General features: G+C 52.3%; 20 protein-coding genes and 1 tRNA gene. 15 read left to right on the top strand and 6 right to left on the bottom strand.

Annotation, left to right across the window (positions count from 1 at the left end):
- Nucleotides 1–95: 95 nt before the first annotated feature.
- The 3 genes from HWQ15_RS01185 to HWQ15_RS01175 all read left to right on the top strand — a co-directional run bounded on the left by HWQ15_RS01185 (nt 96) and on the right by HWQ15_RS01175 (nt 3099).
- Complete coding sequence (locus HWQ15_RS01185; RefSeq protein ID WP_023325787.1) at nt 96–368, top strand: ogr/Delta-like zinc finger family protein; 273 nt, start codon at nt 96–98, stop codon at nt 366–368.
- Nucleotides 369–869: 501 nt separating this feature from the next.
- Nucleotides 870–2267, top strand: a complete 1398-nt coding sequence (locus HWQ15_RS01180; protein ID WP_063215887.1) for an AAA family ATPase — start codon at nt 870–872, stop codon at nt 2265–2267.
- Entirely contained in the window at nt 2260–3099 is an 840-nt protein-coding gene (locus HWQ15_RS01175) for a DUF4435 domain-containing protein (RefSeq protein ID WP_063215888.1), read from the top strand. The genes HWQ15_RS01180 and HWQ15_RS01175 overlap by 8 nt, the downstream gene beginning before the upstream one ends.
- Here the strand turns inward: HWQ15_RS01175 and HWQ15_RS01170 are convergent.
- From HWQ15_RS01170 to HWQ15_RS01160, 3 genes are all read right to left on the bottom strand, one after another.
- Complete coding sequence (locus tag HWQ15_RS01170; protein WP_063215908.1) at nt 3087–4250, bottom strand: tyrosine-type recombinase/integrase; 1164 nt, start codon at nt 4248–4250, stop codon at nt 3087–3089. The two genes, HWQ15_RS01175 and HWQ15_RS01170, sit on opposite strands and share 13 nt — an antisense overlap.
- Nucleotides 4251–4410: 160 nt before the next feature.
- A tRNA-Arg gene (locus HWQ15_RS01165) sits at nt 4411–4485 on the bottom strand.
- A 75-nt stretch (nt 4486–4560) separates the two neighbouring features.
- Nucleotides 4561–5490, bottom strand: coding sequence for a formate/nitrite transporter family protein (locus tag HWQ15_RS01160; protein WP_022648872.1), 930 nt, complete (start codon nt 5488–5490; stop codon nt 4561–4563).
- Between the two features lie 314 nt (nt 5491–5804).
- Between HWQ15_RS01160 and mlaA the strand changes: the two genes are divergently transcribed.
- On the top strand, nt 5805–6557 hold the full coding sequence (gene mlaA, locus HWQ15_RS01155) for a phospholipid-binding lipoprotein MlaA (protein ID WP_022648871.1): 753 nt from the start codon (nt 5805–5807) through the stop codon (nt 6555–6557).
- Between the two features lie 44 nt (nt 6558–6601).
- Here mlaA and fadL read toward each other — a convergent pair whose 3' ends face one another.
- Complete coding sequence (gene fadL / locus HWQ15_RS01150; protein WP_022648870.1) at nt 6602–7885, bottom strand: long-chain fatty acid transporter FadL; 1284 nt, start codon at nt 7883–7885, stop codon at nt 6602–6604.
- Nucleotides 7886–8257: 372 nt separating this feature from the next.
- Between fadL and HWQ15_RS01145 the strand changes: the two genes are divergently transcribed.
- The 4 genes from HWQ15_RS01145 (at nt 8258) to sixA (ending at nt 12932) form a co-directional block, all read left to right on the top strand.
- Nucleotides 8258–8542, top strand: a complete 285-nt coding sequence (locus HWQ15_RS01145; protein ID WP_022648869.1) for a YfcZ/YiiS family protein — start codon at nt 8258–8260, stop codon at nt 8540–8542.
- 237 nt (nt 8543–8779) lie between these two features.
- Nucleotides 8780–10090, top strand: coding sequence for an acetyl-CoA C-acyltransferase FadI (fadI, locus tag HWQ15_RS01140; protein WP_023300649.1), 1311 nt, complete (start codon nt 8780–8782; stop codon nt 10088–10090).
- Nucleotides 10090–12237, top strand: coding sequence for a fatty acid oxidation complex subunit alpha FadJ (gene fadJ, locus HWQ15_RS01135; protein ID WP_038416465.1), 2148 nt, complete (start codon nt 10090–10092; stop codon nt 12235–12237). The genes fadI and fadJ overlap by 1 nt, the downstream gene beginning before the upstream one ends.
- Nucleotides 12238–12446: 209 nt before the next feature.
- On the top strand, nt 12447–12932 hold the full coding sequence (gene sixA / locus HWQ15_RS01130; protein ID WP_003861375.1) for a phosphohistidine phosphatase SixA: 486 nt from the start codon (nt 12447–12449) through the stop codon (nt 12930–12932).
- A gap of 46 nt (nt 12933–12978) precedes the next feature.
- Here the strand turns inward: sixA and smrB are convergent, their stop codons facing one another.
- Nucleotides 12979–13530, bottom strand: a complete 552-nt coding sequence (gene smrB, locus HWQ15_RS01125; RefSeq protein WP_015572246.1) for an endonuclease SmrB — start codon at nt 13528–13530, stop codon at nt 12979–12981.
- A gap of 145 nt (nt 13531–13675) precedes the next feature.
- On the opposite strand from smrB, the gene prmB reads away from it, so the two are divergent.
- From prmB to HWQ15_RS01095, 6 genes are read left to right on the top strand one after another with little or no spacing between them, the layout of a single operon-like run.
- Nucleotides 13676–14608: a 50S ribosomal protein L3 N(5)-glutamine methyltransferase gene (gene prmB, locus HWQ15_RS01120; protein WP_022648865.1), complete on the top strand. Its 933-nt coding sequence runs from the start codon at nt 13676–13678 to the stop codon at nt 14606–14608.
- 60 nt (nt 14609–14668) lie between these two features.
- On the top strand, nt 14669–15754 hold the full coding sequence (gene aroC / locus HWQ15_RS01115; protein ID WP_022648864.1) for a chorismate synthase: 1086 nt from the start codon (nt 14669–14671) through the stop codon (nt 15752–15754).
- A gap of 2 nt (nt 15755–15756) precedes the next feature.
- Nucleotides 15757–16581 (top strand): penicillin-insensitive murein endopeptidase, encoded by an 825-nt coding sequence (mepA, locus tag HWQ15_RS01110; protein WP_063149114.1) that lies wholly within the window; start codon nt 15757–15759, stop codon nt 16579–16581.
- A complete protein-coding gene (locus HWQ15_RS01105) occupies nt 16581–17390 on the top strand; it encodes a sulfite exporter TauE/SafE family protein (protein WP_063149113.1) in 810 nt (269 codons plus the stop codon). Before mepA ends, HWQ15_RS01105 begins: the two co-directional genes overlap by 1 nt.
- Nucleotides 17390–17935, top strand: coding sequence for an elongation factor P hydroxylase (locus HWQ15_RS01100; RefSeq protein WP_023300646.1), 546 nt, complete (start codon nt 17390–17392; stop codon nt 17933–17935). Before HWQ15_RS01105 ends, HWQ15_RS01100 begins: the two co-directional genes overlap by 1 nt.
- Nucleotides 17936–17948: 13 nt before the next feature.
- Complete coding sequence (locus tag HWQ15_RS01095) at nt 17949–18224, top strand: YfcL family protein (protein ID WP_022648861.1); 276 nt, start codon at nt 17949–17951, stop codon at nt 18222–18224.
- 65 nt (nt 18225–18289) lie between these two features.
- Here the strand turns inward: HWQ15_RS01095 and mnmC are convergent, their stop codons facing one another.
- Nucleotides 18290–20287 carry a bifunctional tRNA (5-methylaminomethyl-2-thiouridine)(34)-methyltransferase MnmD/FAD-dependent 5-carboxymethylaminomethyl-2-thiouridine(34) oxidoreductase MnmC gene (gene mnmC, locus HWQ15_RS01090; protein ID WP_063215889.1) on the bottom strand — a complete coding sequence of 666 codons (1998 nt, stop codon included), beginning with the start codon at nt 20285–20287 and terminating at the stop codon, nt 18290–18292.
- A gap of 158 nt (nt 20288–20445) precedes the next feature.
- Between mnmC and fabB the strand changes: the two genes are divergently transcribed.
- On the top strand, nt 20446–21663 hold the full coding sequence (fabB, locus tag HWQ15_RS01085) for a beta-ketoacyl-ACP synthase I (protein ID WP_022648859.1): 1218 nt from the start codon (nt 20446–20448) through the stop codon (nt 21661–21663).
- Nucleotides 21664–21682: the final 19 nt, after the last annotated feature.

Raw genomic sequence — 21682 nt, 5'->3', positions numbered from 1 at the left:
ATCAACGATGTTACACGTGTTACCAGTGTTACACGTTCAGAACAAGAGGGAGGGAACCAAAATCCCTTCTTCTGGCAGGCAACAGAGGTTTAGCTATGCGAGTGATGAAAATTTACTGCCCGGAGTGTATGTCTGCGGCAACGGTGAGGAAAACAAACCGAAAGCACCCCAAATTATCAGATGTGTACTGTTATTGCTCAAATGTAGAGTGTGGGCACACGTTTGTGATGAACGTTTCCTTCTCACACACGATTAGTCCCAGCGCTTTGCGCGGCCAGGGACGGATTAAAGAGCTAATGGATGCCCTGCCACCGGACGAGCGACAAAAAGCATTAGAACTCCTGATGGCAGCCAAAGAGAGTCACTGAACGGTTCGCCGGGAGTAACTAAAATTTTCCCGGCTTCGGTTCATTAAATTTCAGCTGCTTAAGAAAAAATGTCTATAAGAATCAGTTTGTTAACTTTTAAGTGTGCCATCAATTATCATGAAAAATCTCACCTAAAAATTTATATCCCTTTACTATCAATAGCTTAATTCAAGTGCTTACGATTTTGGAGTAAAGCTAAACTGAAAAAAGCTGAAATTCTTTTCACTTTTTTCAGTTCTCTGCTCGCTGTAAATCCCCAGTTGTGGCGCGGTCTGGCGCTATCATTTGTAAAAAATCCCAACTGAAAAATTTTTGCGATCTGAAAACCGCAGGCGGGTGCGGTGTAGTGCGATTTTGATGATAATTTCCTAGAATTTGCGAGCCCCAGTGTTGTAAAGTTGAAGTGCGCTAGTAAAATTTGTTATATGCCATATGTTTATAATGCTTAATAGTTTGGTTGTTGAATAATATGTGTAATAAATTATCTTTAAGGAAGAGTTTATGGATCAGCAATTGATAAAGTCTATCTATGTTGAAAAGTTATTTGGTTTATATACTTATGATTTCGACAGTGAAAAAATTAATAGTAGTGCTGTAATTTTATATGGTGACAATGGAGTTGGGAAAAGTACACTCTTAAGATTAGCCTTTCATTTACTTTCACCAGATAATCGGAGTGGGCATCGTACGGCTCTGTACCGTACGAGTTTTTCATTATTGAAGGTAGAACTAACTTCTGGTTATGTACTAACAGCAAAACATGATTCACAAAGAGGTGAAGATAGTTTGATGGTGTTAGATATATTAAAAGGTGACGAAGTAATCGCTAGGTGGAATTATAGAAAAAGTTCTAATGAATCACGAAGAGTTATTGTTGATGATGAAGTTGTTTACTTTCATGATCGAGATATTATAGAGCTATTGCCTAGACAAGCTAAGAAATCAACGGTAAAAGATCCGCTTAGAAAAGTTACTAGTGAGCGCCTTTATATCGAAACTTTAAAGAAAGTCACACCTATCACGTTTATTTTAAATGCAGATAGACGTTTAGATGGTGATACTATTAGCGATCCTGACGATGAAGTTGAGTTACGTCAAGCTGTTAGAATGGGAACACCTAAAAGAATAAATGATCTTGTTTTACGTTCGAGAGAGATAGCTCTTAGTCAAGCGTTGAGTGCCGCGACAAAGTGGATAGCAAGAAAAGCAGTTCAAGGAACAAATCAGGGCACCGATAATGTCCATTCAACATATGTTAGAATTCTCAAACAATTAGTCTCAAGCACTGATAGAACCGAAGTTATTTTTCAAGATGATGATATTGATATATTACGAGGTAATCTAAAAAAAATAGGTTCAGAAACACAAGATTTGGCTAAATATGAATTAACTTCATTTTTAGAAATGTCTGAGTTTGAAAAGATCTTGTCCACCGCATCACACTCCAAAAGAGCATTGTCAGCTGAGTTATTAAAGCCTTATATTGAAAGTTTAGAAGGCCGATTAGCTGGTGTGAGATCCATATATAAAATATTGAATAAATTTATTTCTACAATAAATGGATTGTTGACTGATAAAGAGATACGCTTTCAGTTGAGTCAGGGGTTTATGATAATAAATAGATTTGGAGATATTTTACAACCAGCTCAGCTTTCTTCTGGGGAGCAGCAGTTATTACTGCTTTTTTGCTATGTACTAGTAGCGAGAGATACACCTAGTATATTTATGATTGATGAGCCAGAAATTTCATTGAATATAAAGTGGCAACGTATAATTATTAATTCTTTATTAGATATAACTGATGGTGCAAATATTCAATTTATATTCGCATCACACTCACTGGAAATTATTTCTCAACATCGTCATCGTGTGGTTAAATTGGAAAATGAAAATGTCTGATTTACCAAGAAGAACTATTGAAGATATTAAAACTCGCTATTTTGTTGAGCCTACTCTTCAGGATGTATATGTTGAAGGGGTGTTTGATAAATTAGTGCTGAATTCATGGTGTGAAAAAAATGATGAAAAATCAATTGTTTCATACGTAATTGATAGCGTAGATATTCCATTCGAGATTCTTGAAAAGTATGGGTTGACCGATGGAAATAAACAGAGGGTTATCGCATTAGCAAAAGAGTTGGAAGAGTTACATTGTAATAGTTATAAATGTTTAGTAGATAAGGACTTAGATCATTGGTTTGATGCTATTGAAGATATCCCGCAACTTATTTGGACTGATTTTAGCTCCCTTGAAATGTACTTTTTCTCAGAGCAACTTATTAAGCGTATACTAGTCGATATTTCTAATAGCAAAATTAATAATTGGGGAGTTTTTTACGCATCCTTTTTAACCGTTCTCAAGCAACTTTATAGTATTAAACTTGCTGATCGTCAACTTAATCTGAATGGTAAATGGTGTGATATTAAGAAATCTCTTTCATCTAAAAACAGTACGCTTATTTTTGATTTCAGTGGATATATAAATAAGAATCTGATTACCTTTGGTCTCAAAGCTAGAGAAGCCGAATTCGTAAAACTGCATAGTGATTGGTTAGATAAATTAGATTGTGATCCTCGATTGTGCATTAGGGGACATGATTTTGTAGAGCTTATGTCGAGTGCGGTTAAGGAATATAAAGGAATGAAAAACTTCCAAGAATCAGAAGCTCTTCAACGCATTTTATTGGCTTTTATTGATGAAATAGATCATCTTATTCATCAATTAAGATAATTAGCGTACCACTGAAGCATTTTTCGTCTTGAGTCTAAATATTGCGCATGATTGTAAGTTCCACGAATAGAGTTCTTATCAACATGCGCAAGTTGCATTTCAATCCAAGCGCTCTCAAATCCGTGTTCGTGCAGAATCGTGCTCATTGTATGCCTGAAACCGTGGCCAGTTAAGCGTCCATGGTAGCCCAGCAGCTTAATCACCTTGTTGATACTGGCTTCACTCATCGGCTTCCTGACATCATTGCGGCCTGGGAAAACGAGGTTGTAATTCCCCGTAATTACTTGCAACCTCCTTAATATAATGAGCGCCTGAGTAGATAAAGGAACTAGATGAGGACGGCGTTTCTTCATTCGCTCTTTAGGAATCTCCCAGAGGGCGTTATCTAAATCAAACTCGGCCCATTCCGCAGCACGTAGCTCTATTGTTCTCACACCTGTTAGCATCAGCAGCTGTGTGGCGTACTTGGTTACTAAACTGCCTTGATAGTTCTTCAGAGCGCTGACAAAAGCAGGTAATTCACTTTCAGTCAGGAACGGGAAGTGTTGAGTTTTAGGCTTGTTGAGCGCAATCGCCAGATCAGGAGCAAAGTTATATTTAGCTCGCCCGGTGGCTACGGCATAACGTAAAACTTCACCACAACGGCGGCGGATCTTACTGGTTTGCTCCAAAGCACCTCTTTTCTCGATCTTTTGCAGAACGGTGAGCAGTTCTAGCGGTTCAATCTGTTCGATTGGGCGTTGGCCGATAAACGGGAAAATATCCTTTTCCATGCAGTTGATAACTTCTTTCGCGTACCCTTCTGACCAAGTGGTTTTTTTTGAACCATGCCATTCCCTTGCTACCGATTCAAAACTGTTCTCATGTGCAAACTGCAACGCAATTTTTTCAGCCTTTCTGGCCTCGCTGGGGTTGATCCCTTTGGCCAACATCGAACGAGCTTCATCACGTTTAGCACGCGCTTGTGCAAGCGATACATCGCCATATACGCCGAAGGAAATCATCTTGGGCTTTCCTGCAAAGCGGTAACGATAGCGCCAACCTTTACTGCCAGTGGTGTCAATAAGTAGTGATAACCCCATACCATCGTTCAATGTGTAGGGCTTATCCTTTGGTTTTGCGCGTTTTATTTGGATGTCAGATAGCAGCATGTGTATAGAAAAAAGATCGAACTCAGTTATACACAATCTTATACGCAAAAATGTATAGATTCCATTAGAAATAATGGCACCTTATTGGACGAGCGATATTAGTTATTAGGTTTTAAATCAGTGAGTTATGGAATGTCTTGGACTTATTGAGAGATGGTAATGGTGTCCCCTGCAGGAATCGAACCTGCAACTAGCCCTTAGGAGGGGCTCGTTATATCCATTTAACTAAGGGGACGAAGCGGCAAGAGTATAGCGTTATTTACACTTCTCGTTAAGCGCATTGCCGCCTGACTGGTCAAAGAGTCACCGTTCACGCCGATTTTTCGGCAGTTTTATCCTTTTTTTCCTGAGCCTTAAGTTCGGCCTTACGCTTGTTGGACATGTCGTTACGGATTTGCGCATGGCTCAGCAGTGCAAAGATAAAGGTTCCGCCACAAATGTTGCCTGCGAGAGTAGGCAGGGCGAACGGCCAGAAAAAGTCGCTCCAGTGGAGTGTGCCGTTAAATACCAGATAAAGGATTTCAACGGTCCCGACAACAATGTGCGTGGTATCGGCGAGTGCGATAAGCCAGGTCATTAGAATAATCACCACGATTTTCGCGCTGCCCGCTGACGGGAACATCCAGACCATAGTGGCGATGATCCAGCCGGAGATAATGGCATTAGAGAACATTTCAACCGGCGTATTTTTCATTACATCCATGCCAATCTTCACGAATGCGTCGCGGGTCGGTTCATCAAAGATTGGCATATACTCGAAGGCCCAGGCTGCAACGCCCGTACCGATCAGGTTCCCCAGCAGCACGACGCTCCAGAGGCGCATCAGTAAACCAAAATTACCAAGGGTCGGATTTTGCATGACGGGCAGTACGGCAGTGACGGTGTTCTCCGTGAAAAGCTGCTGTCGCGCCATAATGACGATAATAAAGCCGAACGTGTAGCCTAAATTCTCCAGCAAAAAACCGCCCGGCACGCCTTCCAGCTGAACGTGAAATATACCTTTGGCGAGCAGAGAGGCGCCCATCGACAGACCGGCTGCGATGGCCGACCACAGCAGGGCCATTGCATCACGCTCCATCTCCTTTTCGCCATCCTGGCGAATATGCTCATGAATGGCCATGGCGCGCGACGGCAGGCGATCCTCATCGACTTCTATCTCTTCTCCCCGGTCTTTCTCCTCACTTTCAATCTCATGTTCCTCATTGTTCTCGCCAATTTTTTCTTCGTTAATATCTTTCATAACTGCTCCTTCGGGGTAATCGCTCATTTAAGCGTAGCGACTTTTGGCGCCTTGCCCGTGGGGAAGCTCTTAAATTGCTGAAAAGGGCAATAAAGGTGAGACATCTCTTTCAAAGCCAATATAAAATTGCCAGCGAAACGAATTCTTAAAGACAGGCTATGCTGAAATTAGCGTGATGACGCGAGCGGGTCGTCATTGTCCTCGTAGACATCGGTAAGCGTGCTGTTACAATCACTTGCACGTTTCAGGCGGAGCATCACAGGCTCCGTCACAGATGGCATTCAACGATAGCCATATTGAACAGGGAGAAATATATGAAGCTTCGGCTGTCGGCGCTTGCGCTGGGCGTAACGATGCTTGTGGGCTGCGCCAGCTCTGGCGAGCAAACGGGACGCTCCGATCCTCTCGAAGGATTTAACCGTTCAATGTACAACTTTAACTATAATGTGCTGGATCCATATCTGGTTCGTCCGGTTGCCGTGGCATGGCGTGACTACGTTCCGCAGCCAGCGCGTAACGGGCTGAGCAACTTTACCAGTAACCTGGAAGAGCCAGCGGTGATGGTGAACTACTTCCTCCAGGGCGACCCGTATCAGGGGATGGTGCATTTCACCCGTTTCTTCCTGAACTCTCTGCTGGGTATGGGCGGCTTAATAGATGTCGCAGGCATGGCGAACCCGAAATTACAGCGTGAACAGCCGCATCGTTTCGGCAGCACACTGGGGCATTATGGCGTAGGTTATGGGCCGTATGTGCACCTGCCATTCTACGGCAGCTTTACCGTGCGTGATGATGGCGGCGATATGGTGGATACGCTGTATCCGGTGCTGTCATGGCTCACCTGGCCGCTGTCGATTGGTAAATGGACCGTGGAAGGGATTGAAACGCGTGCGCAACTGCTGGACTCTGACGGTCTGCTGCGTCAGTCTTCCGATCCGTACATCATGGTCCGCGAGGCCTATTTCCAGAACCATGACTTTATTGCCAACGGCGGTAAGCTGAAGCCGGAAGATAATCCGAACGCGAAAGCCATCGAGAACGAATTAAAAGATATCGATTCGGAATAAATAAAAAAGGTGAGCGATGCTCACCTTTTTCAATCGTGTTGGGATTAGAACGCGTAGTTGAAGTTGGTACCAAACAGCCAGGCTTTACCTTCAGAGGTAAACTCGTAAGGGCCTTCCTGGAAGGTCACTTTCTGTCCATGCATGTACGACACACCCGCGTCGATAGAGGCATTCTCGTTGAACGCGTAGGTTGCACCCGCACTTACCCAGAAACGGTCCTGATCCGGAATGGAGATAGAACGCTTATCTGCCGGTACCGGGCTGTCATCAAATGCCACGCCGGTACGGAACGTCCAGTTGTCATCCATATAATAGGTCGTACCAAGTGCGATACGGTAAGCATCGTGGAAGCTTTCGTCTTTATAGAACAGCGTCTGGCCGTTGCTGCCGGTGGCTTTCAGCTCCTGGAACTGGCTCCAGCTGGTATACGCGAGGCTATAGTGAATAGCCCACTGCGGCGCAACGCGGTTATAACCTGACACTTCCCACATTTCTGGCAGATGCAGTGACAGTGAACCCGGTACGGTTTGATTCGAGGTACCCCATGGAATGGTGGTGCCTGCACCCGGCACCATACCGTTGACCGGGCTCAGGATGCCGCTTTTGTAATCGCCATCGAAATCAATCTTCACTTCTGAGCGGTAGGTCAGACCCCAGCGGTTGTTTTTATCCAGTTCATACAGGATACCGGCGTTCCAGCCGTAACCCCACTCGTCACCTTTCAGGCTGGCAATTTTATTGCTGTTTTTCGGCAGCGCAGCAGTTTGCTCCCCGGAATAACGCTCGATTTTTGCATCAGCGTAGACAGCATCAAAGCCCAGACCAAAGCTCCAGTTATCGTTCAGACGATATGCGCCGCTCAGGTTAAGGTTCAGGGTCGTCAGGTCGGTTTTACCGCCGTATTCCCCGGCCGGGTAGTTGTTATTGAACTCCGTTGCCAGGCCATAGTTTGAGGTGACAGAGGCACCCCAACCAAACTGTTCATTGATTGGCGCAACAAAGTGCAGGTTAGGCACCCACGCCGTTGGTGCAATGTTATCCGCCTTCAGATCTGCGCCGGTATACTGAGATTTGCCAGAAATGTTGACATCAGGATCGATGTAAACCGCACCGGCAGAGAAGGTAGGGCGATCAAACATCATGATAAGCGCCGGGTTACGGCTTGCGTTGCCTGCGTCATCGGCAATCGCACCTTCCCCGGAATACGCACGGCCAAGGCCAGAGGAAGAAAATTCGTTTAACTGGAAGCCCGCTGACCAGGCGGACGTTGAGACGATTGCCACTGCAACTGCTAAAGCAGTTTGTTTGAACAGGGTTTTCTGGCTCATGACCATAACCTCATTGAGTTATTTTTATTCAATAATTGTTACATACCGTAACAGGAGCGCGAAGTGTAGGGTCTGAGGTATGACATACAAATCAGACCAGTGGCGAGAGTATAGGTCTGACCAGCTGGGATGTTGCAAGTTTGTTTATTAATATTTTCAAACATGTTTCATGAAACGAGATCTGGTTGGCAAAATTGTGACCAGTACGATTCATCCGAAAAGGTGAATTTTGTTTTAGATCATTTTTTAGTGTGATATTGCTCACTTATCCGGTTTTGCGCCATTAACGGCTGGAGGGGGCTCGTCCGGGGGCGTAAAATAGTCGCATCGTGTTTATCTCGCGCGCTGCGCGAATACAGAGGAAATTGAGCTATGAGTAAATGCAGTGCTGATGAAACCCCGGTTTGCTGCTGTATGGATGTTGGCACCATTATGGACAACACCGATTGCACCGCCTCTTACAGCCGCGTATTCCCTAACCGCGCTGAAGCGGAAGAGACGCTGGCCGCGCTGAGCAAGCGTGCGCGTGAAGTCGAATCCGATCCATGTGAAATCAAATCTACCTTCACGGAAGTGGAAGGCGGCGTACAGCTGGATATCGACTTTGTGTTCGCCTGCGAGGCAGAAACGCTGATCTTCCAGCTGGGCCTGCGTTAATTCCTGCGGTCTGGTGCCCTCACCTCAACCCTCTCCCACGGGAGAGGGCGCAAACACTAAAAACGGTAACCCACGGGTTACCGTTTTGCTTTTACCCTGGGCATTTTCTTTTTCTTCTCTGTGCCTTAGCTCGCAATTTTTCGCTTCCCCGATTGGCTCAATGTAAAAAAATAGTTAAGACTATTATCAGGTCAGACCACTTAACGTGCGCGCAAAATTTTTTTACAGGGGAGTGTTATGAGTCAGGCATTACCGCTTATCACCCGACACGGTGACCGCATTGCCATTGTCAGCGGGTTACGTACGCCGTTTGCACGTCAGGCAACCGCGTTTCACGGTATACCGGCTGTCGATCTGGGAAAAATGGTGGTGGGGGAGATGCTGGCTCGCAGCGAGATCCCGCCAGAGGTTATTGAGCAACTGGTTTTCGGCCAGGTGGTACAGATGCCGGAAGCACCCAATATCGCGCGTGAAATCGTGCTGGGTACCGGCATGAATGTTCATACCGACGCCTACAGCGTCAGCCGCGCCTGCGCCACAAGTTTCCAGGCGGTGGCGAACGTGGCGGAAAGCCTGATGGCGGGGACCATTCGCGCGGGAATTGCCGGCGGCGCGGATTCCTCCTCCGTGCTGCCCATCGGCGTCAGCAAACAGCTGGCCCGCATCCTCGTGGATGCCAACAAAGCTCGCACTACCGGTGCAAAGCTTAAACTCTTCTCGCGTTTACGCCTGCGCGACCTCATGCCCGTGCCACCTGCCGTTGCTGAATACTCCACCGGCCTGCGCATGGGCGATACAGCCGAGCAGATGGCAAAAACCTATGGTATTACCCGCGAACAGCAGGATGCGCTGGCGCATCGCTCGCATCAGCTGGCAGCGAAAGCCTGGTCGGAGGGCAAACTGACCAACGAAGTGATGACCGCCTATGTACCGCCTTACCGGGAACCGCTCGCGGAAGATAACAACATTCGCGGCACCTCAACCCTGGCAGATTACGCAAAACTGCGCCCGGCCTTTGACCGTAAACATGGCACCGTTACGGCGGCCAACAGTACGCCGCTGACGGACGGTGCCGCCGCCGTGATCCTGATGACGGAATCCCGGGCGAAAGAGCTGGGCATCACACCGCTGGGCTATTTGCGCAGCTATGCCTTTACCGCCATCGATGTCTGGCAGGACATGCTGCTCGGACCGGCCTGGTCCACGCCGCTGGCGCTGGAGCGCGCGGGGCTAACGCTCTCCGATCTCACGCTAATTGATATGCACGAAGCCTTTGCCGCACAAACGCTGGCAAACGTGCAGCTTATGGCGAGCGAACGTTTTGCCCGCGACGTGCTGGGCCGCGCGCATGCCACAGGCGAAGTGGATCAAAGTAAATTCAATGTGCTGGGCGGCTCTATTGCCTACGGTCATCCGTTTGCAGCGACCGGGGCGAGAATGATTACCCAGACGTTGCACGAACTGCGTCGCCGTGGCGGCGGCTTTGGTCTCGTCACCGCCTGTGCGGCGGGCGGCCTGGGCGCAGCAATGGTTCTGGAGGCTGAATAATGGAAACGACATCTGCATTTAACCTTGTTGTTCGCCTTGATAACGTGGCCGTTATCACCATTGATGTGCCCGACGAAAAAATGAATACCCTGAAGGCGGAGTTCGGCGTTCAGGTGCGTGCGATGCTCAGACAGATCCGCGAAAACAAAGCGATACGTGGCCTGGTATTTATCTCGGCAAAGCCGGATAACTTTATTGCCGGGGCCGATATCAACATGATTGCCCGGGCGACAAGCGCTCAGGAAGCAGAAGATCTGGCGCGTCAGGGGCAGCAGGTGATGGCGGAGATCCATGCGCTGTCGATACCCGTTGTCGCTGCGATCCACGGGGCTTGCCTGGGCGGCGGGCTTGAGCTGGCGCTGGCCTGCCACAGTCGCATCTGTACCGACGATGCGAAAACCGTACTCGGACTGCCTGAAGTACAGCTTGGATTGCTGCCCGGTTCAGGTGGCACGCAGCGCTTGCCGCGGCTGGTGGGCGTCAGTACTGCGCTGGAGATGATTTTAACCGGTAAACAGCTGCGCGCCCGTCAGGCGTTAAAGGCGGGTCTGGTTGATGAGGTCGTTCCGCACGCAATCTTGCTTGAGGCTGCCGTTGAGCGGGCGCTGAAAGGTCGTCAGGCGAAACGCCCCCTGCCGGTGCGTGAGCGTATCCTCGCCGGGCCGCTGGGGCGCACGCTGCTGTTTAATATGGTGGGTAAAAAAACCGAGCAAAAAACCAGAGGGAACTATCCGGCAGCGACGCGCATTCTGAAGGTGATTGAAACCGGTTTATCGCAGGGCAGCAGCAGCGGTTATGCCGCGGAAGCGAAAGCGTTTGGCGAGCTGGCGATGACGCCGCAGTCGCAGGCGTTGCGCGGCATTTTCTTTGCCAGCACGGAGGTTAAAAAAGATCCGGGCAGTGAAGCTGAACCGGCTCCGCTGCGCGCCGTTGGGGTTCTGGGTGGTGGGCTGATGGGCGGCGGCATCGCGTTTGTCACCGCCAGCAAAGGCAAATTGCCCGTACGTATCAAAGATATCAATCCTAAGGGCATCAACCACGCGTTGCAGTACAGCTGGCAGAACCTTGATCGCAAAGTGAAACGCCGCCATATCAAGGCCAGCGATCGCGATAAAACCCTCGCGATGATCACTGGCGCCACCGACTACAGTGGGTTTGCACACCGCGATCTGGTGATTGAAGCCGTGTTCGAAGATCTGGCCCTTAAGCAGCAGATGGTAGCGGACGTTGAACAGCATTGCGCGCCGCACACCATTTTCGCGTCAAACACCTCGTCTTTGCCGATCGGCGACATCGCGGCGAAAGCCATGCGCCCGGAGCAGGTGATAGGGCTGCACTATTTCAGTCCTGTCGAAAAAATGCCGCTGGTGGAGGTTATCCCTCATGCCACAACCAGCCCGCAAACTATTGCCACCGTGGTGAAGCTGGCGAAAAAACAGGGCAAAACTCCTGTTGTGGTCGCGGACAAAGCCGGCTTCTACGTCAACCGCATTCTGGCGCCGTATATTAACGAAGCGATGCGGTTGCTGACGGAAGGGGAGAAAATTGAGCACGTCGATGACGCCCTGGTGAAGTTTGGTTTCCCCGTCGGCCCAATCCAACTTTTGGATGAGGTAGGAATTGATACGGGGACTAAAATTATCCCTGTGCTGGAAGCGGCTTATGGCGATCGTTTTGCGCCGCCTGCAAACTTTGTTTCCGCAATTTTGAAGGACGATCGCAAAGGCAGAAAAAATGAACGCGGTTTCTATCTTTACGCCGCGAAAGGGCGTAAAAGCAAGAAACAGGTCGACCCTTCGGTTTATGCGCTTATTCCTGTCACGGGTCAGGGAAAACTGTCGGCGGTTCAGTGTGCTGAGCGCTGCGTGATGATGATGCTCAATGAAGCGGCGCGCTGCTTTGGTGAGCAGGTGATCAAAAGCGCGCGCGACGGCGACATCGGTGCCGTGTTTGGTATCGGTTTTCCGCCATTCCTTGGCGGCCCGTTCCGGTATATGGATACCCTCGGGGCGGGTGAAGTGGTTGCGATCCTGCAACGTCTGGCCTCGCAATACGGTCCACGGTTTACACCTTGTGACGAATTATTGCAGATGGCGGAACGGGGTCAGACATTCTGGCCCGCAAGGGAAACTGATTGCGTAAACTGAAGTCAAAGAAGGGTAAATCCTGAGGTGATGGAACCTGTTCTGGCGAAATTGTAAACAGAGATTGACTATACTTACGCCATTGAGGTAAAAAACAGCGTTTCATTCACCGAATGGATCAGGCACAATGCCCGGCCATCGGGTTTTCTACCTCAGAGCATTAATCGCGGGTAGTTAACGCCGGTGATTCTGGTTAACAAAAGCGGTGCAATATGCAAGTTTTTATCATGCGTCACGGCGACGCGGCACTCGATGCCGCCAGTGACTCAGTACGTCCTTTAACCGTCTGTGGCTGCGACGAATCCCGTCAGATGGCGACATGGCTTAAAGGTCAAAAAGTGGACATTGAACGCGTTCTGGTGAGTCCGTTCCTGCGGGCAGAACAGACGCTGGATGTGGTAGGGGAGTGTATGAACCTGCCCTCCAGTGTGGATGTTCTCCCTGAACTCACGCCGTGTGGCGATGTTGGCCTTGTCAGTGCTTACCTTCAGGCGCTGTGCAACGAAGGTGTCGCTTCCGCACTGGTCATTTCCCACCTGCCGCTGGTCGGCTATCTGGTATCTGAGCTGTGCCCGGGCGAAACGCCGCCGATGTTCACAACGTCCGCCATTGCCAACGTCACCCTCGACGAAACCGGCAAAGGGGTCTTTAACTGGCAAATGAGTCCGTGCAACCTGAAGATGGCTAAAGCCATCTGACGTGACGTGCGATATGGCGGGGTGCCGCGTGCCTCCCGCCATCCTGTCAGGGCAACTCTGGCGGCTGCCACTCCTCCACCTCAATCAATACCAGCAATGCGGCATCTCCGCCGTACTCTTTCGGTGCCTGATGAAAAGCCATTACGTGCGGATGCTGAGCCAGCCACAGCGGTGTCTGTTGCTTAAGAATATGTTTGCCGTGACCGTGCATTACGCAGGCGCAGAAAACATGTTCGCGACGACATGCCGCGATCAACGCCCCAAGCTCCTGTTTCGCCTGCATCTGGGTCAACCCGTGCAGATCGAGGAACAGCTCCGGCGAATAATCTCCCCGGCGTAACTTTTTCAGCTCAAAATGGCTGACGTCTTCACGCACGTATTTCACCGCACCCTGAGTATTGAGCAGCGGCTGAAACTCATCTGAAAAATAGTGGCTGTTATCGGCCTGCTCCTGAAGCAACCGTTTGACCGGTACCTCACTGACTTTTTTACGCTGCGGGCGATGGACAATGGTGTCGTGCGTGATTTGACGCGTCCCGGTCATCAGCTGGCGGAAGAGAGCCTGATCCTCCTCGCTGAGCGATGTTTTCTTTTTCATTCGTCATTCTCATCTCGTATTTCCGATAGTGTACCCGACTAAACGCATTTTTTAACCTCAAGCGGTATGCGTCATTGCTGATTTATCGCCGTCTTCATGGCAAACTAGCCGCCGAAAATTATGCGAGCATGCCCTGGAGGAAAGAGTGGATAAAATTTTTGTCGATGAAGCAGTAAACGAGCTGCATACCATACAGGACATGTTGCGCTGGTCGGTTAGCCGCTTCAGCGCCGCCAATATCTGGTACGGTCACGGTACGGATAACCCATGGGATGAGGCCGTTCAGCTGGTGCTGCCGTCACTCTATCTGCCGCTGGATATTCCGGAAGACATGCGCACCGCGCGCCTGACCTCCAGTGAAAAACACCGCATCGTTGAGCGCGTGATCCGTCGCGTGAACGAGCGTATTCCCGTGGCTTACCTGACCAACAAAGCCTGGTTCTGCGGCCATGAGTTCTATGTTGATGAGCGCGTGCTGGTGCCGCGTTCGCCGATTGGCGAGCTGATCAACAACCACTTTGACGGCCTGATTAACCATCAGCCGCAGCACATACTTGATATGTGCACCGGCAGCGGCTGCATCGCGATTGCCTGCGCGTACGCCTTCCCGGAAGCGGAAGTGGACGCCGTCGATATCTCCACCGACGCGCTGGCCGTCACCGAACATAACATTGAAGAGCACGGCTTGATCCATCACGTCACGCCTATCCGCTCTGACCTGTTCCGCGACCTGCCGACGCTGCAATACGACCTGATCGTCACCAATCCACCGTACGTGGATGCCGAAGACATGTCCGATCTGCCGAACGAGTACCGTCACGAGCCGGAGCTGGGCCTGGCGTCAGGCTCTGACGGGCTGAAGCTGACCCGCCGCATCCTGGCCTGCGCGCCGGATTATCTGACCGACGATGGCGTTCTGATTTGTGAAGTGGGTAACAGCATGGTACATCTGATAGAGCAGTACCCGGATGTGCCGTTCACCTGGCTTGAGTTCGACAATGGCGGTGACGGCGTCTTTATGCTGACCAAAACGCAACTGCTTGATGCACGCGAATACTTCAGCATTTACAAAGATTAATCCAGCGGGCTTCGGCCCGTTTCACAACGCTCAAACACAAACAACAACATCGGAGCCGTGATGGCAGGAAACAGTATTGGACAGGTATTCCGTGTGACCACCTTTGGCGAGTCGCACGGTCTGGCACTGGGTTGTATCGTTGATGGCGTCCCGCCAGGCATCGAACTGACCGAAGCCGATTTACAGCATGACCTTGACCGCCGTCGTCCGGGTACCTCTCGCTACACCACGCAGCGTCGCGAGCCGGACCAGGTCAAAATTCTCTCCGGCGTTTTTGAAGGCCGTACCACCGGGACCAGCATTGGTCTGCTGATTGAAAACACCGATCAGCGCTCCCAGGACTACGGCGCGATTAAAGACGTCTTCCGTCCGGGCCACGCCGACTATACCTACGAACAAAAATATGGCTTTCGCGACTATCGCGGCGGCGGACGTTCTTCCGCGCGTGAAACCGCGATGCGCGTGGCGGCAGGTGCGATTGCCAAAAAATATCTCCAGCAGAAATTCGGCATCGTTATCCGCGGCTGTCTGACCCAGATGGGCGACATTCCGCTGGCAATCAAAGACTGGGATCAGGTAGAACTTAACCCGTTCTTCTGCGCAGATGCCGACAAGCTGGACGCGCTGGACGAGCTGATGCGTGGCCTGAAAAAAGAGGGCGACTCCATTGGTGCGAAAGTCACCGTGGTGGCCGACGGTGTGCCGGCTGGCTGGGGCGAGCCGGTATTTGACCGCCTCGACGCTGACATCGCCCACGCGCTGATGAGCATCAACGCGGTGAAAGGCGTTGAAATCGGCGACGGTTTTGACGTGGTTAAGCTTCGCGGCAGCCAGAACCGCGACGAAATCACGAAGGCGGGTTTCCAGAGCAACCATGCGGGCGGCATTCTGGGCGGCATCAGCAGCGGGCAGCAAATTATTGCCAATATCGCGCTGAAGCCAACGTCCAGCATTACCGTGCCGGGCCACACGATTAACCGCTCAGGCGATGAAGTAGAGATGATCACCAAAGGACGGCACGATCCATGCGTGGGGATCCGCGCGGTACCGATCGCAGAAGCGATGCTGGCGATCGTGCTGATGGATCACTTCCTGCGCCAGCGCGCGCAGAATGCGGATGTGTCGACCACCATTCCACGCTGGTAACTATGAAAAAAACCGCAATCGCTCTGCTGGCGCTGCTGGCCAGTGGAGCAAGCCTGGCCGCCACGCCGTGGCAGAAAATCACCCACCCGGTAGCGGGAAGCGCGCAGTCCATTGGCGCTTTCTCCAACGGGTGTATCGTCGGCGCGCAGGAACTTCCGCTGCAGTCGGACACCTATCAGGTGATGCGCACCGACCAGCGCCGTTACTTCGGCCATCCTGACCTGGTGCTGTTTATTCAGCGTCTTGGCAACCAGGTGCATAACCTGGGGCTGGGGACGATGCTGATTGGCGATATGGGGATGCCTGCAGGTGGTCGCTTCAACGGCGGTCACGCCAGCCACCAGACCGGACTGGATGTGGACATCTTCCTGCAACTGCCGAAAACGCGCTGGAGCCCAGCGCAGCTGCTGAAACCGCAGGCGCTGGATCTGGTCTCGGCCGACGGTAAACGGGTCGTGGCCTCGCGCTGGTCGCCGGAAATTTCCAGCATGATTAAGCTGGCGGCAGAGGATAACGACGTCACACGGATCTTTGTTAACCCGGCCATCAAGCAGCAGCTTTGCCTGGATGCGGGAACGGATCGCGACTGGCTGCGTAAAGTGCGCCCATGGTTCCAGCACCGGGCGCATATGCATGTTCGCCTGCGCTGCCCGGCGAACAGCCTGGAATGTGAAGATCAGCCGCTGCCACCGCCTGGCGATGGTTGTGGTTACGAACTGCAAAGCTGGTTTGAACCGGCCAAGCCTGGAACCTCTAAGCCTGAGAAGAAGACACCGCCTCCGTTGCCGCCTTCCTGCCAGGCGCTACTGGATGAGCATGTACTTTAATGGATAATTTCGTCGATCTGTTTATGGTGTCACCGCTGCTGCTGGCGGTGCTCTTTTTTGTTGCGATGTTAGCCGGATTTATCGATGCCCTGGCGGGCGGTGGCGGGTTGCTCACCGTTCCGGCGCTGCTGGCGGCAGGCATGAGCCCTGCCCAGGCGCTTGCCACCAACAAACTCCAGGCATGCGGCGGTTCGCTCTCCTCATCGCTCTACTTTGTTCGGCGCAAAGTGGTGAATCTCGCCGATCAGAAGCTCAATATCCTGATGACGTTTATTGGCTCGACGGCGGGCGCGCTGCTGGTCCAGCACGTACAGTCCGACATTCTGCGCCAGATCCTGCCGATTCTGGTTATCTGTATTGGCCTCTATTTCTTACTGATGCCAAAGCTCGGCGAGGAAGACCGGGCGCGGCGACTGCACGGCCTGCCGTTTGCGCTGATTTCCGGTGGCTGCGTCGGTTTTTACGACGGCTTCTTTGGTCCGGGGGCAGGCTCGTTTTACGCGCTGGCATTCGTGACGCTGGCCGGGTTCAACCTCGCCAAATCCACCGCCCACGCCAAAGTCCTCAACGCAACCTCCAACGTTGGCGGTCTGCTGCTGTTTATCATTGGCGGCAAGGTTATCTGGGCTACCGGATTTGTGATGATGGCGGGGCAGTTTTTGGGCGCGCGCGCAGGCTCGCGTCTGGTATTAAGCAAAGGGCAAAAGCTGATCCGCCCGATGATTGTTGTCGTCTCGGCGGTGATGAGCGCCAAACTTCTTTATGACAGCCATGGACAGGAGATCCTCACCTGGTTGGGGATGAACTAATGAACAGTACGCATAAATACGAACAGCTGATTGAGATCTTCGACAGCTGTTTTGCTGATGATTTTAATACCCGTCTGATTAAAGGCGACGACGAACCGATCTATCTTCCTGCTGATGACCAGGTTTCATACAACCGCATCGTCTTTGCCCACGGCTTTTACGCCAGCGGTTTGCACGAGATTTCGCACTGGTGCATCGCGGGGAAAGCGCGTCGCGAGCTGGTGGACTTTGGTTACTGGTACTGCCCGGACGGGCGCGACGCCGCCACCCAGGGGCAGTTCGAAGATGTGGAGGTGAAACCGCAGGCGCTGGAGTGGCTGTTCTGCGTGGCGGCGGGTTTCCCGTTCAACGTCAGCTGTGACAACCTTGAAGGCGACTTCGAGCCAGACCGTATCGTCTTCCAGCGCCGCGTGCATGCGCAGGTGATGGAATATCTTGAGAAAGGCATCCCGGAACGTCCGGCACGCCTGATCGAGGCTTTACAAAATTATTACCATACGCCGGAGATCACGGCGGAATGCTTCCCGTGGCCGGAAGATTTATAACAGAGGAAATAAGATGATCGCAGAATTTGAATCACGCATTCTGGCGTTAATTGATGACATGGTGGAACACGCCAGCGATGATGAGCTGTTCGCCAGCGGTTATCTGCGTGGTCACCTGACGCTGGCGGTAGCCGCGCTGGAAGCCGGGGACGATCACTCTGCCGACGCCGTTCACGCGGAAGTTACTCGCAGCCTTGAAAAAGCCATTCTGGCCGGGGAACTGTCTCCACGCGACCAGTCTTTAGTGCTGGGCATGTGGGACAATTTGTTCCAGCAGGCTAAACGCTAAGTTGCCGCCTTCTCTTCCCTCTCCCTTTTGGGGAGAGGGCCAGGGTGAGGACACCAGACCGCGCCCTACTTAACCCTTTTCCCCTTCAGCAATTTCCGCACCCACAGTCGGTTCGGATTAAGCCCCGCGAGCGTAACCCTGTCCAGCGGAACCGGCTCATCGCTCATTTGCGCGGCTAGCACTTCAGCCAGCAATGGCGCGGAGCATAATCCCCGCGAGCCTAAGCCACCCAACATGAACAGTTCCGGATAAACGGGCGCACTTACCGCCGTTTCTTTGTTGTCTGCAAGATCCTGATAGACTTCAAGCGTGGCGTCATAGTCCGGCACGTTTCCCGCCATCGGCAGGTGATCGCGGGTCGCGCAGCGTACGCCGCAGCGCGCCTGACCCTCACTGACATTCACCTCTTTTGCCCACGACGCATCCGGGAAACAGTCGAGCAGGCGCTGGCGGTTTTGCTGCTGATCCGCTTCGCTGTACTGAATATCTGTTTCACCGCGATGATAGCTGGCACCGATGCAGTGATGGCCGTTGGACGGATTTTGCGGCGTCGCGTAGCCGTCGTAACACAGCACCTGACGCAGTTTGCTCAGTTCGGGCGCGGTCGGGATATGGCTCACCTGGCCGCCGACTGGATAAACCGGCAATGACGCTGTCTGGGTAAACTGAGTGATGTGATGTCCGTTGGCCAGCACAACGCTGGCATGCTGCGACGCTTTGCCGTCAGCAAAACGCAGTTCCCAGTGCGCACTGCGGCTTAGCGATTGAACCTTATGGGCATAATGCACTGTCAACCCACGCGACTGCCCGAGGGCTACCGCCGCAGAAGTCAGTTCAGCCGGACACAGCCAGCCGCCGAGTGGATACTGAATTCCGCCGCAGCCGGTGTCGACGCCAGCGGTCTCAGCAACCTGCTGAGCCGTCACTGCATGGGCGATGGTTTCCGGCAGCCCCAGCGACAACATTTGGGTGATTTTCTGTTGGCTCTTCTCATCCCAGCCCAACTGCGTCACACCGCACCAGTCGTGGTCGAACGCAACCGGCAGGCTATCGTAAAGGCGACGAGCAAACGTAAACGCAGCCGGGAAGAACTGGAACAGTGCGGGATCGTGTGAACTTAATAAGGGATAAAGCGCCCCCTGACGGTTGCCTGATGCACCCATCGCCGGTGCCTCGTCAGCGCAGTAGAGCGTCACCTGCCAGCCACGGTGCAGCAGCGCCAGTGAGAGCAGGGCGCTGGCAATACCTCCGCCCACAATGGCGACCTCACGCGACGCACTGGGGCGGCGAGCAAACCAGGGTGCCTGTGCCGGGATCGCCAGATCCTGTTCCATCACCCCCACCAGCATGTCGCGTTTGCGGCCAAAGCCTTTGGTTTTCCGCATGGTAAACCCCGCCTCCTGCAACCCACGGCGGACAAAGCCCGCCGAGGTGAAGGTGGCAAGCGTCGCGCCCGGGCGTGCCAGACGTGCCATTGCGCTGAACAGGTGCGGACTCCACATGTCAGGGTTTTTGGCGGGCGCAAAACCGTCCAGGAACCAGGCGTCCACTTTCTGATGCATTGAGTCATCGAGCTTATCGGTCAGGTCGTTAATGTCGCCAAGCCACAGGTCGAGCGTGACGCGTCCGTCGTCCAGAATCAGACGATGACAGCCGCCGATAGCCGGTGGCCACTGGGCCTGAAGCTGTTCCGCCCAGTGGGCAAGCTCCGGCCAGCGCTGATGGGCAAGCCGCAGATCGTGCGCGGTAAGCGGAAATTTTTCAAAACTGATGAAATGTAATCTTTGTAAGGTAGCTTCGGGGTGTGCAGCGCGAAACTGATCGAAGGCCTGCCAGAGGGTCAAAAAATTCAGCCCGGTGCCGAAACCGCTCTCCGCGACGACAAACAGGCTGCGCGGATGCTCAGGGAAGCGGGTGCTGAGATGATTTCCTTCGAGGAAGACATAGCGCGTCTCTTCCAGTCCGTTATCATTAGAAAAGTAGACGTCATCAAAATCTCGGGAAACAGGTGTACCCTCAGCGTTGAATTCGAGGTTGGCAGGTTGTATGGCGTTTTGTTTCACGTAAGTTACTCGTCCGACAGGCAGTGGCACGATCTTAGCGATGTGAGCCCATCGGTGCAAATTTCCACAGAAAATCGCTGATCGGACTTGTTCGGCGTACAAGTGTACGCTATTGTGCGACTCGAAACTTTTTATAGTGCGACTTACAGAGGTATTGAATGAAACGTGCAGTGATTACTGGCCTGGGCATCGTTTCCAGCATCGGTAATAACCAGCAGGAAGTCCTGGCATCTCTGCGTGAAGGACGCTCCGGGATCACTTTCTCTGAAGAGTTTAAAGATTCTGGAATGCGTAGCCACGTATGGGGTAACGTTAAACTGGATACCACCGGTTTAATTGACCGTAAAGTGGTTCGTTTCATGAACGATGCCTCTATCTACGCCTATCTTTCCATGCAGGAAGCGATCAAGGATTCTGGTCTGAGCGAAGACGCTTACCAGAACAACCCACGCGTGGGCCTGATTGCAGGCTCCGGCGGTTCCTCTAAAGCTCAGGTGTTCGGTGCTGACGCCATGCGCAGCCCGCGCGGCCTGAAAGCGGTCGGTCCATACGTTGTGACCAAAGCGATGGGTTCAGCGGTTTCCGCGTGCCTGGCAACGCCGTTCAAAATCCACGGTGTGAACTACTCCATCAGCTCTGCATGTGCGACCTCCGCACACTGTATCGGTAATGCGGTTGAGCAGATCCAGCTGGGCAAACAGGACATCGTATTTGCTGGCGGCGGCGAAGAGCTGGGCTGGGAAATGGCCTGTGAGTTCGACGCGATGGGCGCACTGTCCACCAAATACAACGAAACGCCAGACAAAGCATCCCGTACCTATGATGCACACCGCGACGGTTTTGTTATCGCTGGCGGCGGCGGTATGGTTGTGGTTGAAGAGCTGGAACACGCGCTGGCGCGTGGCGCGCACATCTACGCTGAGATCGTGGGCTACGGCGCAACGTCTGACGGCGCTGACATGGTTGCTCCATCCGGCGAAGGCGCGGTGCGCTGCATGAAGATGGCGATGCACGGCGTTGATACCCCAATCGACTACCTGAACTCTCACGGCACCTCTACGCCGGTAGGCGACGTGAAAGAGCTGGGTGCGATCCGTGAAGTGTTCGGCGACAACAGTCCGGCGATCTCTGCAACCAAAGCCATGACCGGTCACTCTCTGGGTGCTGCGGGCGTGCAGGAAGCGATCTACTCTCTGCTGATGCTGGAAAACGGCTTTATCGCGCCAAGCATCAACATCGACGAGATGGACGAGCAGGCGGCAGGCCTGAACATCGTGACCGAAACCACCGAACGTGAGCTGACGACCGTTATGTCCAATAGCTTCGGTTTCGGCGGCACCAACGCCACGCTGGTGATGCGTAAGCTGAAAGCGTAAGCGTTTGAAGATATAGTAG

The sequence above is a fragment of the Enterobacter sp. DSM 30060 genome (assembly GCF_013375955.1).
Lineage (GTDB): Bacteria > Pseudomonadota > Gammaproteobacteria > Enterobacterales > Enterobacteriaceae > Enterobacter > Enterobacter intestinihominis.
Note: the sequence above shows the minus strand (reverse complement) of the source record. Positions and strands in the feature narration are given on the sequence as shown.